At 73.3% G+C, this 16,153-nt stretch carries 12 protein-coding genes; 5 read left to right on the top strand and 7 right to left on the bottom strand.

Features of this window, described 5'->3' with window-relative positions; genetic code table 11:
* Positions 1-64 precede the first annotated feature (64 nt).
* A complete protein-coding gene (locus MTF69_RS01850; protein ID WP_243329981.1) occupies positions 65-1,603 on the bottom strand; it encodes a leucyl aminopeptidase in 1,539 nt (512 codons plus the stop codon).
* Positions 1,604-1,947: 344 nt separating this feature from the next.
* On the opposite strand from MTF69_RS01850, the gene MTF69_RS01855 reads away from it, so the two are divergent.
* From MTF69_RS01855 to MTF69_RS01875, 5 genes are all read left to right on the top strand, one after another.
* Positions 1,948-3,972 carry a hypothetical protein gene (locus tag MTF69_RS01855; RefSeq protein WP_243329984.1) on the top strand — a complete coding sequence of 675 codons (2,025 nt, stop codon included), beginning with the start codon at positions 1,948-1,950 and terminating at the stop codon, positions 3,970-3,972.
* 155 nt (positions 3,973-4,127) lie between these two features.
* The gene (gene pelF, locus MTF69_RS01860) at positions 4,128-5,642 is read left to right on the top strand and encodes a GT4 family glycosyltransferase PelF (RefSeq protein ID WP_243329986.1); all 1,515 of its coding nucleotides are present in this window, start codon (positions 4,128-4,130) and stop codon (positions 5,640-5,642) included.
* Positions 5,639-7,237 carry a hypothetical protein gene (locus MTF69_RS01865; protein ID WP_243329988.1) on the top strand — a complete coding sequence of 533 codons (1,599 nt, stop codon included), beginning with the start codon at positions 5,639-5,641 and terminating at the stop codon, positions 7,235-7,237. The genes pelF and MTF69_RS01865 overlap by 4 nt, the downstream gene beginning before the upstream one ends.
* A gap of 21 nt (positions 7,238-7,258) precedes the next feature.
* Positions 7,259-7,954, top strand: coding sequence for a spherulation-specific family 4 protein (locus MTF69_RS01870; protein ID WP_243329990.1), 696 nt, complete (start codon positions 7,259-7,261; stop codon positions 7,952-7,954).
* Positions 7,951-8,790, top strand: a complete 840-nt coding sequence (locus MTF69_RS01875; RefSeq protein ID WP_243329992.1) for an endo alpha-1,4 polygalactosaminidase — start codon at positions 7,951-7,953, stop codon at positions 8,788-8,790. The genes MTF69_RS01870 and MTF69_RS01875 overlap by 4 nt, the downstream gene beginning before the upstream one ends.
* A gap of 22 nt (positions 8,791-8,812) precedes the next feature.
* Here MTF69_RS01875 and MTF69_RS01880 read toward each other — a convergent pair whose 3' ends face one another.
* From MTF69_RS01880 to MTF69_RS01905, 6 genes are all read right to left on the bottom strand, one after another.
* Positions 8,813-9,994, bottom strand: coding sequence for a sensor histidine kinase (locus MTF69_RS01880; protein ID WP_243330442.1), 1,182 nt, complete (start codon positions 9,992-9,994; stop codon positions 8,813-8,815).
* A gap of 71 nt (positions 9,995-10,065) precedes the next feature.
* Positions 10,066-10,809: a hypothetical protein gene (locus tag MTF69_RS01885; protein WP_243329994.1), complete on the bottom strand. Its 744-nt coding sequence runs from the start codon at positions 10,807-10,809 to the stop codon at positions 10,066-10,068.
* A complete protein-coding gene (locus MTF69_RS01890) occupies positions 10,806-12,530 on the bottom strand; it encodes a phosphatidylglycerol lysyltransferase domain-containing protein (RefSeq protein WP_374321932.1) in 1,725 nt (574 codons plus the stop codon). Before MTF69_RS01890 ends, MTF69_RS01885 begins: the two co-directional genes overlap by 4 nt.
* A 299-nt stretch (positions 12,531-12,829) precedes the next feature.
* Complete coding sequence (gene cobT / locus MTF69_RS01895; protein ID WP_243329997.1) at positions 12,830-13,891, bottom strand: nicotinate-nucleotide--dimethylbenzimidazole phosphoribosyltransferase; 1,062 nt, start codon at positions 13,889-13,891, stop codon at positions 12,830-12,832.
* A gap of 50 nt (positions 13,892-13,941) precedes the next feature.
* Entirely contained in the window at positions 13,942-14,868 is a 927-nt protein-coding gene (locus MTF69_RS01900; RefSeq protein WP_243329999.1) for a DMT family transporter, read from the bottom strand.
* A gap of 34 nt (positions 14,869-14,902) precedes the next feature.
* On the bottom strand, positions 14,903-16,108 hold the full coding sequence (locus MTF69_RS01905; RefSeq protein WP_243330001.1) for a bifunctional adenosylcobinamide kinase/adenosylcobinamide-phosphate guanylyltransferase: 1,206 nt from the start codon (positions 16,106-16,108) through the stop codon (positions 14,903-14,905).
* Positions 16,109-16,153: the final 45 nt, after the last annotated feature.

Below are 16,153 nucleotides of genomic sequence, written 5' to 3' on the forward strand. Positions count from 1 at the left end.
GCCCCGGCCATGATCAGAAAATCTGATCATGGCCGGGGCCTGCGTGGAGCTCGGCTGAGAGGCGTCAGCCCAGGTCGCCCGTGGCCGTGCGCTCGGCCAGGCGGACCAGGGTGCGGACGGCGGAGCCGGTGCCGCCCTTGGGGGTGTAGCCGTACGGGGCGCCCTCGTGGAAGGCGGGGCCCGCGATGTCGAGGTGGGCCCAGGTGATGCCCTCGCCGACGAACTCCCGGAGGAAGAGGCCGGCCACCAGGCCGCCGCCCATCCGGACACCCATGTTGGCGATGTCGGCGGTGGGGGAGTCCATGGACTTGCGCAGGTCCTCGGGGAGCGGCATCGGCCAGGAGGCCTCGCCGACCTCCTCGGCGATCTCGTGGATGGAGGTGCGGAAGGCGTCGTCGTTGGCCATGATGCCGAAGGTGCGGTCGCCCAGCGCCATCATCATGGCGCCGGTCAGGGTCGCCACGTCGACGATCGCGTCCGGGTTCTCCTCGGAGGCCTTGGTCAGCGCGTCGCCCAGGACCAGGCGGCCCTCGGCGTCCGTGTTGAGCACCTCGACGGTCTTGCCGCTGTACATGCGCAGCACGTCGCCGGGCTTGGTGGCCGAGCCGGAGGGCATGTTCTCCGCGAGCGCGAGCCAGCCGGTGACGTTGACCTGGAGGCCGAGCTTGGCGGCCGCGACGACGGCGGCGAAGACGGCGGCGGCGCCGGCCATGTCGCACTTCATCGTCTCGTTGTGGCCGGCCGGCTTCAGGGAGATGCCGCCGGAGTCGTAGGTGATGCCCTTGCCGACGAAGGCGAGGGTCTTCTCCGCCTTGGCGTGGGTGTAGGAGAGCTTCACCAGGCGCGGCGGGTTCTCGGAGCCCTTGCCGACGCCCATGATGCCGCCGTAGCCACCCTTGATCAGGGCCTTCTCGTCCAGGACCTGGACCTTGATGCCGTTCTCCTTCGCGGTCGCGCTCGCGACGGCGGAGAAGGCCTCGGGGGTGAGGTCGTTCGGCGGGGTGTTGACGAGGTCACGGGCGATGTTGATCTCGGTCGCGACGATCGTGGCGCGCTCGGCCGCGGCCTTGTGCTCCTTGTCGCGGGGCTTGGCGCCGAGCAGGGCGATCTCGGCGAGCGGCTGCTTCGGGCCGCTGTTCTTGCTGCCGTCCGAGGCCTTCTTCTCGCCGCCCTGGTACGCGGTGAACGCGTACGCGCCCAGCAGTGCGCCCTCGGCCACGGCCGTGACGGCGGAGGCGTCGTCCAGGGGGAGCGCGAAGGCGGCCTTCTTGGATCCGTGCAGTGCACGGGCGGCGGCGCCGGCGGCGCGGCGCAGCGCCTCCTCGTCGTAGGACTCGTCCGCGTCGGGAAGGGCGCCCAGTCCGACCGCCAGCACGACCGGGACCTTGAGGCCGTCCGGGGCCGGCAGCTTGGTGGTCTCGCCTTCGGCGCCCGAGGCACCGAGCGCGTCGAGCACGGCGGCGAGCTTGCCGTCGTACGCCTTGTCCACGGCCTCGGCCCCCGCGGCGACGACGGGGCCCTTGGGGCCCTTCGCCACGCCGACGACGAGGGCGTCGGCGCGCAGCGTCGCCGGTCCGGCAGTGCTGAGAGTCAGAGCAGTCACGGTGGTGAATTCTCGCTTCCGTTTTGATGATGTGGGCCGAGTGGGTGGACGGCCTTCCGTAGCGATCGTATTCGGGCCCGATGGCCGCCGGAAACGAGCGTACGCGTACGTACTCGTCCGCACGCCACTCGAAGGTTTGGCAAGTTGTTCGATCACGCGGTGGGCAGGTTCACCCGTCTGTGGCTTCTGTTCCAGGTTTGCCTCTTGGGCCTGACGAGGTCCGAAACACTCGGACCACTCTCGCAAGGGGACGCGGGGTTCCTTTGCATCATTTCCACAGAGCCTCCCCGGTGTGGCCCAACGCCACGGGCCGAAGTCGAGGATCTGCGGGGGGAAAGGGCGAAATGGTCCACAAGAACCGCATGAACAGGCTCGCCGCCGTCTGCCTCGCGGCCGCCATAGCATCCGTCGCGGTACCCGGAGCGGCCGCGCGGGCCGCGGTGACGCCGCGCATCGACCTGCGGGTGCTCGTCGTCGACGACGGCGGGAGTTCGGTCGAGGCGATCACGGCGGAACTCCGCGACACGGGGGTTCCGTACACCCGCGTCGACCTGGGCAGCGCAAGCCGTCCGGTCGTCAACGCGGCGTTCCTCGCCGACACGGTCGACGGGCGGCCGCGCGCCAAGTTCCAGAGCGTGGTGCTGCCGAACGAGAACCCGTTCGGGGAGGGCTCGGCCGAGATGGCCGCGCTCACCGCGTACGAGACGGCGTACGGGATCCGCCAGGTCGACGCGTACACCTGGGCGCACCCGGGCGTCGGCCTGGAGTACACCGACAACGGCGGCTACAGCGGCACCCTGGACGGCACCCAGGCCGCCGTTACCGCCGCCGGCAAGGCGGGCCCCTTCTCCTACCTCGGGGGGGAGGTGGCCTTCGAGGACAACTCGGCGCTGATCCCCGAGAGCTACGGGTACATGGGCAAGCCGCGGACGGGCTACACCAGCTACCTCGACGCCCCGGTCGGCTCCGGACGGGCCTCGCTCGTCGGCGAGTACACCCACGACGGGCGCAGCGAACTGGTCGTCACCTTCGGCTACAACCAGTACCAGCAGCAGTTCCGGCTGCTCGCCCGCGGCATCGTCGAGTGGATGACCCAGGGCGTCCACCTCGGCCAGGAGCGCAACTACTTCGCGGTCCACGTCGACGACGTCTTCGCCCCGGACGCCCGCTGGAACAAGGACCTCGACTGCACCCCGGGCGACTACGCCTGCGCCGGCGGCGAGGGCCAGGAGTCCACGATCCGGATGACGGCCGCCGACGCCGTGTACGCGGCGCAGTGGCAGACGTCCAAGAACTTCAAGCTCGACATGCTCTTCAACGGCGGCGCCGGCGAGGAGTGGAAGGCTGAGAACGGCGGCGTCGACGCCCTGACCGCCCAGCTCGTCGCCGACCGGGCGAAGTACCGGTGGATGAACCACACCTACACCCACCCGTTCCTCGGCTGCGTCCAGGACACCACCACCGTCCCGTGGACCTGTACGAAGAACAGTGCCGGCGCGATCAACTGGATGAGCCGCGCCGAGATCTCGGCGCAGATCCGGGACAACAACAACTGGGCGGCCTCCAAGGGCATCACCACCGACCGGACCGAGCTCGTCACCGGTGAGCACTCCGGCCTGAAGACCAACCCGCAGCAGGCCCAGGACAACCCCAACCTGGCCGGCGCGCTCGCCGACAACGGCGTGAAGTGGGCGGGCAGCGACAACTCCCGCGAGCCCGCGCAGCGGGCGGTCGGCGCCGCGCTGACCGTCCCCCGGCACCCGATGAACGTGTACTACAACACGGGCACCAACGCCGAGATGGCCGACGAGTACAACTGGATCTACACCAGCCGGGCCGACGGCGGCAGCGGCATCTGCGAGGACAACCCCGGTACCTCCACCTGTCTGCCGGCCCCGCTCGACGTGCAGACGGGCTACCTGGACTACATCGTCCCGGCCGAGGCCAGGACCGCCATGCGGCACGTCCTGAACAACGACCCGCGCCCGCACTACGTCCACCAGTCCAACCTCGCCGAGGACCGCACCCTCTACCCGGTGCTGAACCAGGTCCTCGACACCTACCGCACCCTCTACGCGCCCTCCGCGCCGATCGTGAACCAGAGCATGAAGGACACCGGCGTCGAGCTCCAGCGCCGCGCGGCCTGGAACGCCGCGGTCGCCGCCAACCAGGTCACCGCCTACCGCATCGGCAAGGTCGTCACCGTCAAGGCGCCCTCCGGGGTCGTGGCCCCGGTCACGGCGCCCACCGGCACCAGGAAGCAGCTCCTGCTGGGCACCGCGGACTTCGGCACCGCCTACGCCGGGTCCCGCTCCACCTGGACGGCTCCCGAACTGCTCCAGAGCGCCGTCACGCTGAACACGCCCTGACGCGCCACATGACCTGATGCTCCGCGCGCCCGACGTTCCGCATGCCCTGACCGGCCGGGCACGCACGTACAAGACAGCCACGCGCACCACCTAGCGCCGGCGCTCCGCGAACCACGGGCGCCGGCCCCTTTTCCGTCCTTGGGGGGACACACCGCATGAGCCATGGGCGCCATGTCACCATGCTCACCGAAGGCACCTACCCGCACGTCCACGGGGGCGTCAGCACATGGTGCGACCAACTGGTCCGCGGCATGCCGGAGGTCGACTTCAACGTCATAGCCCTGACCGGCTCCGGACGCGAGCCGGTCACCTGGGAGTTGCCGCGCAACGTCTACCGCCACACCAGCGTTCCCCTCTGGGGTGCTCCGCCGACCCGCAGACTCCGCTCCGCCCTGCGGGGCAGGGCCCGGCGCGGTTTCGCCGAGACCTACGAGACCTTCCTGCTCTCCCTGCTCGACCCCGCTCGCGGCGGATTCTCCGAATCCCTGCGCGAGCTGGCCGCCCTGGCCCGCGCCGGGCGGCTCGCCGCGGCCCTGCGCTCCGAATCGGTGCTGCGCCTGCTGATGACCGTCTGGACCCGCCCCGGCCTGGTCACCGCCGCCGCCGAGCCCACCATCCACGACGCGCTCACCGCCACCGACCTGCTGGAACACGCACTGCGCCCGCTGTCCGTGCGGATCCCGCCCGACAGCGTCGCGCACGCCGTGAGCAGCGGCCTGGCCACCCTCCCCGCGCTCGCCGCCAAGTACCTCGACCAGGTGCCCTTCCTCCTCACCGAGCACGGCATCTACCTCCGCGAGCGCTACCTCGGCTACCGCAGCGCCGAACAACGCTGGCCCGTCAAGGCGCTCATGCTCGGCTTCTACCGCGAGCTCAACACCGAGGGCTACCGGCAGGCCGACCTGATCACCCCGTGCAACCAGTACAACCGCCGCTGGGAGGAGCGCGGGGGCGCCGACTCCGAGCGGATCCGCACCGTCTACAACGGCGTCGACCCGCACGCCTTCCCCGAGGCCGGTCCCGAGCCGGAGGTCCCCACCCTCAGCTGGTGCGGGCGCATCGACCCCATCAAGGACCTCGAAACCCTCATCCGCGCCTACGCGTTCATGCGCGAGGAGCTCCCCGCCCTGCGGCTGCGCCTCTTCGGCCCGGTCCCGGCGGGCTGCGAGGAGTACAAGCTCAAGCTGGAGAAGCTCGCCGCCGAGCTGGGGGTGAGCGACGGGATCTCCTACGAGGGCCGCATCGAAAAGGTCGCGCAGGCCTACGCGGCCGGCTCCATCGTGATGCTCTCCTCCATCAGCGAGGGCTTCCCCTTCTCCATCATCGAGGCCATGTCCTGCGGCCGCACCACCGTCTCCACCGACGTGGGCGGGGTCCGCGAGGCCGTCGGCGACACCGGCCTCGTCGTCCCGCCGCGCGAACCCGAGACCATGGCCCGCGCCACCCTCGCCCTGCTCCGCGACGACGAACGCCGCGCGGAACTGGGCCGGATGTCCCGCAAGCGGGTGGTGGAGAAGTTCACGCTCCACCAGTCCGTGGACGGCTTCCGCCACATCTACCGCGAGCTCGCCGGCCAGCCCGTCCTGCCCGTCCACGTGGGCGACGAGTGGACCCAGCGCCTCGCCGACCCCTGGTACAAGGAACTGGCCGCCGACGGGAGCCTGTGGTGAGCGGATCCCTCTGGCTGGGGCCGCCCGGCCCGGACGCGGCCTGGGTCCCCGTCGGCCACGCCGCGGCCGCCGGGCGCGGTACGGCGCCCGCCGCGGACGCCGCCGACGCCCTGCCCGGCATCCCCCGGCCGCGCCGCGAAGGCCCGGCCGCCGACCCGATGGACGAACTCGCCGAACGCCTCGACGTGTTCATCGCCGCCGCCGTCCACCCCGACGAGATCGCCGCCGTCCTGGAATCCGACGGCATGACCGACGAGCACATCCGCCTCGCCTACGGGCGCCAGGACTCCTTCGGTCTCGCCGAGGAGCTCTACGCCCGGGTGCCGCGCTCCTTCCCGGAGCCCGAACGGCTCCCCGACCCCTGGAAGGTGCCCCTCACCGCCTGCCTCCTGCGCGGGGTGATCTTCGCCCTGCCCGGGCTCGCCTACCTGCTGGGCGCGCCCCTGCTGGACGGCCCCAAGGACCGGCTGGGGCTGCCCGCAGGGACCCTCACCCTGCTCGCCGGGGCGCTCATCGGCTGGGTCTGGGACCAGACCCTGTCCCACCGGGCGTACTCCTGGCTCGGCCTCGGCGACCGGGCCGCCGCCGGGCGGACCCTGCTCGCCGGAGCCCCCGCGGGGGCCCTCCTGGGCACCGCCGCCGCGCTGGCGGTACCCGGCGGGCCCCCCTTCTCCTACGCCTTCGCCGCAGGTCAGGCCCTGTACGTCGGGGCCGCCACCGTGCTGCTCGTCCTCGGGCGGGAGCGGCTGCTGCTGGCCGCGCTCGCACCGATGGCCGCCGGGGCGCTGCTCACGCTCCTCGTGGAACTGCCCGTCCCGGTCCGGGTGTTCCTGCTGGCGGTCTCCCTGCTGGCCGCCTGCACCCTGGCCGTACGGGAACTGCCGCTGGCCGACGGCGTACGGGCCCTCGTGCTCCGCGTCCGCGGCTGGACGGAGCACCGGTCGGGCGAACGGGGTCCGGTGCGCTGGCAGATGCTGCGCGGCGCAGAGGAGGAGTACGGGCCGCGCGGACCCCGGCTCGGGGACTCCGTCCCGTACGGGGTGTTCGGCCTGGGCACCGGTCTGCTCGTGCTGTACGCCGCCCTGGGGGAGGTCCTCGCCGGCGGCCCCGCCGAGGCGGTCGCGGCCCCCTCCGCGGTGGCGCTCACGCTCAGCATGGGCCCCGCCGAATGGCTGCTCCACCGGTTCCGCAGCGGCAGCCTCGCCGGCCTGCGCGCGGCCCGCTCGCCCCGGCAGTTCTGGCTGCGGATGTTCTCCACCCTGGCCCGGTGCCTCGCCGTCTACCTGGCGGTGCTGCTGGCCCTCGGCGTCACCGGAACCCTGCTCTGGCCCGGCGCGCCCGGCCTGACCGGGGTCCGGGTCGCCACCCTGCTGCTGCTCGGGGCCGTGATGTGGACCGGGCTGCTCCTGCAGTCCTTCGGGGCGGTCAGGCCCGCCGCGGTCGTCTGCGCCTCGGCCGCCGTCGCGCAGAGCCTGGCCCTGCTCCTGGGCCTCGGCCAGCCGCGCGCCGTGCAACTGGCCGTCGCCGGAGCCGCGGCCCTCGCGCTGGGCACCCTGGTCTGCCTCCTCCTCGGCCGCGCGACGGCCCACCGCTGACCCCCGCCCCCCCCATCGCCGATGCACGTGACCCCGTACGAGAAGAAGGACCTCATGCTCCTGGTGCCCCTCTACGAGCACCCCGCCGACCGCCCCGAGTACTGGGAGCGGCTCATCCGCTCCGCGGGCCGGCTGCACTCCGTGGTGCTCAACCCCTCCAGCGGGCCGGGCGGGTCCCCCGACGCGCGGTTCGCCGCCGTAGCGGAAAGGCTGCGCGGGGCCGGGGTGCCCGTCCTCGGGTACGTCGACACCGACTACGGGCGCCGCCCGCACGCCGCCGTGGTCCAGGACCTGCTGCGCCACCGCGACTGGTACGCCGCCGACGGGACCTTCCTGGACCAGGCCGCGGCCGGCCCGGAGTTCCTGCCGCACTACCGGCGGCTCGTCGTCGCGGCGCGGGCCGCCGGGGCCCGTACCGTCGTCCTCAACCACGGAGTGCACCCGCACCCGGGCTACGCCGAACTCGCCGACCTGCTCGTCACCTTCGAGGGGCCCTGGGACGCCTACCGGGACGCGGCCGCCGTTCCCCCGTGGACCGCGGACCACCCCGCCCACCGGTTCTGCCACCTCGTCTACGCCGTCCCGCCGGGCGCCCCGGCCGCCGAACTCGCCGAGCGGCTGGCGGCCCAGCGGGGGGCGGGGGTGCACTGCGCGGTCCCGGGGACCGGCGCGCACCCGTGGGGGACCCTGCCGTACGCCCTGGAGGCCGCCGGATGAGGCGCTCACCCACCCGCTCGCCCTTCCGCCGCCTGCTGGTCCTCGTAGCGCTGCTGCTGCTCGCGGCCTGCACCTCCGGACCGGTGGAGGACGAGGAAGCCCGGCCCGACGACCTCTCGCCCGCCCCGGCGCCGGGGGAGCGCTGGCAGCCGGCGCCCGGGGTGAGCTGGCAGTGGCAGCTCACCGGGAAGCTCGACACCTCGGTGAAGGCGGCGGTCTACGACATCGACGGGTTCACCACCACCAAGGAGCAGGTCGCCGAGCTGAAGGCGGCCGGCCGGCGGACCATCTGCTACCTCTCCACCGGCGCCTGGGAGGACTTCCGGCCGGACGCCGGGGCCTTCCCGGCGTCGATGCGCGGGGAGGGCAACGGCTGGGAGGGCGAGCGCTGGCTCGACATCCGGCGGCTCGCGGAACTGGAACCGCTGATCGCCAAGCGGTTCGACATGTGCCGGGACAAGGGCTTCGACGCGGTGGAGCCGGACAACATGGACGCCTACCGCAACACGTCGGGCTTCCCGCTCACCGCCGGCGACCAGCTGAACTACAACCGGCTGATCGTGCGGCTCGCACACGACCGGGGGCTGTCGGTCGGGCTCAAGAACGACCTGGACCAGATCCCGGAGCTGGTGGGGGACTTCGACTTCGCGGTCAACGAGCAGTGCGCCCAGTACGACGAGTGCGGACGGCTGACCCCGTTCATCGCGGCGGGCAAGGCGGTCTTCCACGTGGAGTACGAGCTTGCGGCGAGCCGGTTCTGCGCGGCCTCGCGCGAGCTGAAGCTCAGCTCGCTGGAGAAGAAGTACGAGCTCGGCGTCTGGCGGAAGGCCTGCTGACAGCCTGCCGCCCGCCCGCCGCTCAGCCCACCGGCAGGATCGCGTGCACCCGGTAGCCGCCCCCGAAGCGGGGCCCGGCGAAGCAGGAGCCGCCCAGGGCCACGGCCCGCTCGCGCATGCCGAGCAGGCCGTGCCCGCCGCCGGGATCGCGGGGCTCCGCCGAGGGGTCCGCCGCGGAGCCGCCGTCGTCCAGCACGGTCACCTCCACCGAGCCGCCCACCCGCACCACGCTGACCTCGGCGCCGGCCCCCGGGCCCGCGTGCTTGCGGACGTTGGTCAGCGCCTCCTGGATCACCCGGTACGCCGCCAGGTCCACGGCGGCGGGCAGCGGAACCGCGGCGGCCGGGCCCAGCTGGACCATCACCTTCACCGGGAGCCCGGCGTGCCGGAAGGTGCCCACCAGGTCGTCGAGGACGGCCAGACCGGGCGCCGGTTCGGTCGGCGCCTCCGGGTCGCCGGACTGGCGCAGCAGCCCGACGGTGGCCCGCAGCTCGTTCAGGGCCGAACGGCTGGCGTCCCGTACGTGCGCCAGCGCCTCCTTGGCCTGGTCCGGGCGCTTGTCCATGACGTGCGCGGCCACCCCCGCCTGCACGTTGACCAGGGCGATGTGATGGGCCACCACGTCGTGGAGGTCCCGGGCGATCCGCAGCCGCTCCTCGGCGACCCGGCGCCGGGCCTCCTCCTCGCGGGTCCGCTCGGCGCGCTCGGCCCGCTCCTGGATGGCGTCGATGAACGCCCGCCGGCTGCGCACCGCGTCCCCGGCCGCCGCGGCCATGCCGGTCCAGGCGAAGATGCCGAGGTTCTCCTGCGCGTACCAGGGCAGCGGTCCGGCCAGCATGGCCACCCCCGTCAGCCCGGCCATGGTGAGCAGGCCGAGCTTCCAGGTGGTGGGCCGGTCGGTTTGGGAGGCCACCGTGTACAGCGCGATCACCGTGCACATGGCGACGGGCGTCCGCGGCTCCCCGGTGGTGAGTTCCAGCAGCGAGAGCCCGACGGTCACGGCCAGCACGGCACGGGGCCGCCGGCGCCGCAGCACCAGGGCGCCCGCGCCGAGCACCATGAGGACCAGCGAGAACGGCTCGGGGGTGCGGGTTCCGAAGGTCGGCCCGTGCGGCCCGTGCGGGTCGGCGAAGGAGCCGACGACCATGGCGACGAGCGCCCCGAGCGCCAGCGCGGCGTCGGTGGCGAGCGGATGGTCCCGCATCCACTGCCGCGTGGGAGCGAGCGGCCCGAGGTGTGTCGTCACCCCGATACGGTACGGCCCCGAGCGCGTTCTCAGACCCGGGGCGGCGGGACGGGAGGCGTCCCGGGCGGGGCCGGGGGCGGGGTCGCGGCCGGGGGGCCGCCGAGCGGGGCGCGGGAGCGCTCCGGGCCCCACGTGGCGCGGACCAGGCAGATCAGCATCACCGAGGCGATGGCGGCCAGGTGTTCCTTGCCCGCCAGGTTGTCCTTGAAGAGCAGCTCGCCGATCATGACCAGGATCACGACGGAGCCGGTCAGGTAGGCCCGGTAGCGCCAGCAGACGTACACGGCGAGCCCCACCACCGCCGCCGAGGGCCCGGTGTCGTTGACGATCCTGTCCGACGCGGGCAGGCCGAAGGGGTGGTCCGGGCCCAGCGCGAGCCCGATCCGCGCGTACGTGGTCCCGGCCAGGGTGGCCACGTAGCCGATGACCAGCGTGCGCCACCAGCCGATGCAGATCTCCGCGATCCCGAAGACGAGCAGGATCTGCGCGAGCGCGCCCCACACCGGCAGGTCCAGCGCCGGGACGAACAGCGACAGCGGGGTCCGCAGCAGGGCCAGCCAGAGCGGGTCGACGGCCTTGACCGACCCGAGGTCCTGCACCGGCTGGAAACCCCATGAGGTCTGCTGCACGATCTGGAAGACCGCGGTCAGGCAGACCGCGCCGAGGGTCATCGGGATCGCCCGCCACGTGTCGCGGACGAGCGCGTCCCGGACCGTCCGGTACAGGGGCCCCCACTCTCGGCGGGCGAACCGCCGCAGTGAGCCAGTGCTCAACGCTTGCTCTCCAGATGTCTGCGGTGCATCCACTTCGGCAGCCCGGGTGCTTCCAGGAAGCCCTCGGCCCGGCCCGCCGCGATCCCGATCCGCAGCAGGTCCGAACTCTTCTCGAAGAGCATGAACCGCGGTTCCCAGATCGGCCGGTATTTGGCGTTGGCCCGGTAGAGGGACTCGATCTGCCACCACCGGGAGAAGAAGCTCAGCAGCGAGCGCCACAGACGCAGCACCGGACCGGCGCCGAGCTTCGACCCGCGCTCGAAGACGGACCGGAACATCGCGAAGTTGAGCGAGACCTGGGTGACCCCGATCTCCTTTGCGCGCTCCAGGAGTTCGATGACCATGAACTCCATCAGACCGTTCTCGGAATCCCGGTCGCGGCGCATCAGGTCCAGCGACAGGCCCTTGGGCCCCCAGGGCACGAAGGACAGCACGGCCCGCAGATCGCCGTCGCCGTCGAAGCACTCCAGCATCACGCACTGGCCGTCGTCGGGATCGCCCAGCCGGCCCAGTGCCATCGAGAAGCCGCGCTCGGTCGCGCCGTCGCGCCAGTCGTCGGCGCGCAGCAGGAGTACGTCCATCTCCTCGGCCGGGATGTCGGCGTGGCGGCGGATGCGGACGGTGTACCCGGCCCGCTTGACCCGGTTGTACGCCTGGCGGACGGTCCGCATGGCGCGGCCCTCCAGGGTGAACTCGTCGGTCTCGACGATGGCCTCGTCACCCAGCTCCAGCGCGTCCAGTCCGTGCCGGGCGTAGATCTGTCCGGCTTCCTCGCTCGCGCCCATCACGGCGGGGACCCAGCCGTGCTCGCGGGCCTCGGCCAGCCAGGGCTCGATGGCGCCGGGCCAGGCCTCGGGGTCGCCGATCGGGTCGCCGGAGGCCAGCGAGACCCCGCCGACGACGCGGTAGGTGACGGCGGCCTTGCCGGTGGGGGACCAGATGACGGACTTCTCGCGGCGCAGCGCGAAGTAGCCCAGCGAGTCGCGGTCGCCGTGCCGGGCGAGCAGCAGGCGCAGCTTCTCCTCGTCCTCCTCGCCGATCGGGTCCACGGCGCGGCGCGAGCGGAAGGCCGCGAACAGCACGGCGAGCAGCAGCAGCGTCGACATGACGTTGATCGTCACGTCCACCCAGCCCGGGGTGGTGATCGTGTGGTACGCCTTGTCGCCCGGGGCCAGCGTGACCAGCCGCATCACGCCGTACCGCCAGCGGGCCAGGAAGGTGGCGTCCGCGGCGTCCGGGGCGGTGTTGGTCGCGCCGACGAGCAGGGCGGCGACCAGCGAGGTCACCAGCAGGCCGACGGAGGCGACCAGGCTGGCCAGCAGCGGGTTGGAGCGGTCGCCCTTGGCGTAGAACTCCCGGCGGCCCAGCAGCAGCGAGCCGACGAAGAGCGCGGTCAGCCCGAAGGCCACCCAGTTCTGGGCGTGGACGCGGAACTCCGGGTAGCAGAACTCGTACGAGCCCCCCGAGCACGGCGTGAAGGAGGCGACGGCGGCCATCGCGAAGGCCGCCAGGAGCAGCCCGCTGAGCACGAGGTTCAGGATCCAGGCCGCGCGTTTGCGGCGGCCCATCGTGACGGTGAGCAGCAGCGAGAACGCCGCGGAGGCGAAGCCCGCCGTGAGCAGGTACGGAGTGTAGAAATCGGCGGTGCTGTGCCGGCGCAGGTCCTGGCCGAGCGAGAACCACACCGCGCTGAGCAGGTTGACGAAGGTGACGGCGCGCAAGTACCACACCGCGAAGGTGGCGCTGCGCCGCGAGCGGACGCTTCCCCTGCCGCTTCCCCGGCTGGTTCCAGGAGTGTTCCCCTGGGCGTTCGCCTGAGGGCCGGCCTGGGCGTTCCCCCGCCCGCCCCCCGGATTGTTTCTGCCGTTCGGATCCCCACCGGTTCCTCGGTCGGTCTTCCGATCGGTCTCTGCGCTGGTCAAACGGACCTCTCCCATAAAAAGCGATGATATGGGGCATCGCGGTCCGTGCTTCGCTCCGGAGAGCCGCGGCCTGGTCAAGGCCGCGGACCTCAGGTGACTCAGCCGGTGGGCTCGGCCTCCCGCTCGGGGAGTTCCGCCGCGAGTGCGGCGGCCGCCTGGACGAGGGGAAGAGCCAGCAGCGCCCCGGTTCCTTCTCCCACAGTGACGCCGTGGTCGAGTACGGGGTTGAGTGCCATCCGGTCCAGGGCCTTCGCCTGGCCGGGCTCCCCGCTGGCCTGTCCGGCCAGCCACCAGTCCGGGGCCCGGAAAGCGGCCCGCTGGGCCACCAGCCCGCAGGCCGCCGAGACGACCCCGTCGAGGATCACGGGGGTGCGGCGCACCGCGCACTGGAGCAGGAAGCCGGTGATCGCGGCGACGTCGGCGCCGCCGACGGCGGCGAGCAGCGCGACCTGATCCCCGAGGACGGGCCGGGCGCGTCGCAGCGCGTCGCGGATCGCCGCGCACTTGCGCATCCAGGTCAGGTCGTCGATCGGCATGCCGCCGCGGCCGGTGACCACGGAGGCGTCCGTGCCGCACAGGGCGGCGACGAGGGTCGCGGCGACGGTGGTCCCGCCGACGCTCAGGTCGCCGAGCACGACCAGGTCGGTCCCGGAGTCGGCCTCCTCGTCGGCGATCCGCATGCCGAGCCGCAGCGCGTCGGCGGCCTCCTCGGCGGTGAGCGCGTCCTCCACGTCGATCCGCCCGCTGCCGCTGCGGATCCGGTGCCGGGTGACCTCCTCCGGCAGCAGCGCCGGATCGCAGGCCAGGCCGGCGTCCACGATCCGTACGGAGGCGCCGAGCCGCCCGGCCAGGACCGCCACCGGGCTCCGGCCGTCCAGGACGGCCCGCACCAACTCGTGGGCGCTGCCGGCGGGACGTGCGGAGACCCCCTCGGAGGCCACCCCGTGGTCGGCGGCGAACAGCACGACCCGGGGCCGCTCGATCGGCTTGACCGGCACCTGACCCTGCGCGGCGGCGAGCCACTCGGCGAGTTCGTCGAGCCGCCCCAGCGCCCCGACCGGCACGGCCAGCCGTTCACGGCGTTCCTCGGCGTCACGCCGGACGCCCCCGTCGGGGCGCTCGATCAGATCGGAGAAGTCGTCGAGATTCAGCGTGGTCATTTGCCAGAGGGTACAGCCGGTGACGCCCTGCCCAAGCCCCTCCCGGCCCCCTATCCGCGGTCCGCAGGAGCCTTGGGCGGCCTCTCCAGGCCCGGCCGCAAGGCACCGAGATAGACGCCGAGGAGGACGAGCGGGGCACCCAGCAGCAGACCCGCCGTCAGCTCCTCCTCGTCGAGCCAGGCGGAGAACACGATCGTGATCACCGGGATGACGACGAAGACGTACGCCGCCCGCGACCCGCCCCACCGCCGGACCACCATCAGATAGAGGACGAAGGTCAGCACCGAGCCCGCCACGACCAGGTAGGCCAACGCCCACCAGGTCGCCGCCCGCTCCGGCATCCGCCAGGTGTCGCCCGCGGCGAACGAACCCGCGAACAGCAGCACCGAAGCGGCCGTCATGCCCACCGCGTTCATCGTCACCGGGTGGACCGGCGGCAGGCGGTGCACGAGTACGGTCGCCTCGGCGAAGGACAGGACGGCGCCCAGCACCGCCAGCAGGGACAGCAGCGGCACATCGTCCTGCAGCGGCGCCCGCGAGGCCAGGGCGACCCCGGCGGCCGCGAGGAGCGTGCCCGCCAGCGCCGACTTCCGGAAGGGCTCCTGACGCTGCGCCACCACCAGCAGGAGCGCCACCAACGGGACCAGGGCCAGCAGGGTCTGCCCCAGACCCGCGTGGATGCGGACCAGCGCGTAGTAGGCCAGCGCGAAGGTCACCCCGAAGTTGAGCACTCCGTACAGCACCGCGCCGGCCAGGGCGCGCCCGCGGGGCAGCGCCAGGCGCATGACGGCCATGACCGCCAGCAGCACCGCCGCCGCCGCGCCGAACCGCAGCGCGGCGCCCCACAGCGGGTCCAGCTCGCGGTTGCTGAACCTGACCCCGACCGCGTTGCCGCCGCCCAGGAGCGAACAAGAGACGAAGGCGGTCAGCCCGGCCCGCCCCCGGCCCGGACCGATGGAAGCGCTTGAGGATTCCACGGGATCACCTCGTCCGTTCCCCGGCTGTGCCCGGCTATTCCTTGAGGACCACGGCCTGACCCGCGACGACGAGGAGTACGTGCTCGCACTCGCCGGCGACCTGCGCGTTCAGCCGCCCCAGCTCGTCCCGGAACCGGCGCCCCGAGGCGGTCGCGGGGACCACGCCCGAGCCGACCTCGTTGCTGACCAGCACCACCGGCCTGCGGGTCGCGCGGACGGCGGCCACGAGCTCCTCGGTCCGTTCCCGCAGCTCCGCGGCGCCCTTGTCCGCCCACACCGCGTCGTCCCAGGCACCGGCCCGGTCCATCGCGTCCGTGAGCCACAGCGCCAGACAGTCGATGAGCAGCGCCGGGCCCTCCTGCCCCAGCAGCGGCACCAGATCGCAGGTCTCCACCGTCCGCCAGGACGCGGCCCTGCGCTCGCGGTGGAGCCCGACCCGCGCGGCCCATTCCGCGTCGCCCTCGCGCGTACCGCCCGTGGCCACGTAGACGACCTCCGGGTAGCCGGTCAGCCGGCGCTCGGCCTCGTACGACTTGCCCGACCGGGCCCCGCCCAGGACCAGGGTCCGCCGCGGCAGCTCCGGCGCCGGCCGGTACTCCCCGGCCGCCACCGTGGTCCCGTCCGCCACCGTCCGTGCGCCCGCGGCCGCGCACCGGCGCTCCAGTTCCGCTCCCGGCGGGGTGTCGTGGTCCAGGTGGACGGCGATCACGTCCGTCGCCGGGCCCACCGCCCCGCTGGCCCGCAGCCGCGCCAGCGCCTCCGGCCGGCCGAGCACGTCCGCGAGGACCACGTCGTACGGGCGCCGCCCGCTGGTGCCCGAGGTCCCGGCCGGGGCGCCGCCCGGCGGCAGGTACATCATCCGGGCGCCGTCCGGCCCGGTCACCTCGTACCCGGTGCCGGGCGCGTCCATCGGCACGGCCCGCACCCGGTGCCCGGAGATCACCGCGAGCTCCCGCCCGTCCGGTACCCGCCCGGCCGCCGGCAGCCCCGGCGGCAGCTCGACGGCGGGGCCGTCGTGCGGGTGGGTCAGCAGGACCTGCCGTACGGCGGCCAGCGAATGCCCCGCCCGGGCGCCGGCGAGCACCGCCCCGGGGGTCAGGTCCAGCAGCAGCGCCCCGTCCACGAGCACGGAGGTGGCGGCGCGCGCCCTGGGCCCCACGGAGAGCGCGCAGGCGGCGCAGGGACAGCCGGGGCGGGGCAGTCCTTCGGGTGTGCCGGTGCCGAGCAGAGTGAGTTCCACAGGATGATCCTCCCGCGTCGCCGGGACTGCTGCGCGCCCGGTTAG

The organism is Streptomyces sp. AP-93 (assembly GCF_022808175.1).
Taxonomy (GTDB): domain Bacteria; phylum Actinomycetota; class Actinomycetes; order Streptomycetales; family Streptomycetaceae; genus Streptomyces.

Coding starts and splice junctions, on each gene's coding strand:
- MTF69_RS01875 (WP_243329992.1), top strand. CDS start 7,951: ATGAGGCGCTCACCCACCCGCTCGCCCTTCCGCCGCCTGCTGGTCCTC.
- cobT (WP_243329997.1), bottom strand. CDS start 13,891: ATGACCACGCTGAATCTCGACGACTTCTCCGATCTGATCGAGCGCCCC.
- MTF69_RS01855 (WP_243329984.1), top strand. CDS start 1,948: ATGGTCCACAAGAACCGCATGAACAGGCTCGCCGCCGTCTGCCTCGCG.
- MTF69_RS01870 (WP_243329990.1), top strand. CDS start 7,259: ATGCACGTGACCCCGTACGAGAAGAAGGACCTCATGCTCCTGGTGCCC.
- pelF (WP_243329986.1), top strand. CDS start 4,128: ATGAGCCATGGGCGCCATGTCACCATGCTCACCGAAGGCACCTACCCG.
- MTF69_RS01880 (WP_243330442.1), bottom strand. CDS start 9,994: ATGCGGGACCATCCGCTCGCCACCGACGCCGCGCTGGCGCTCGGGGCG.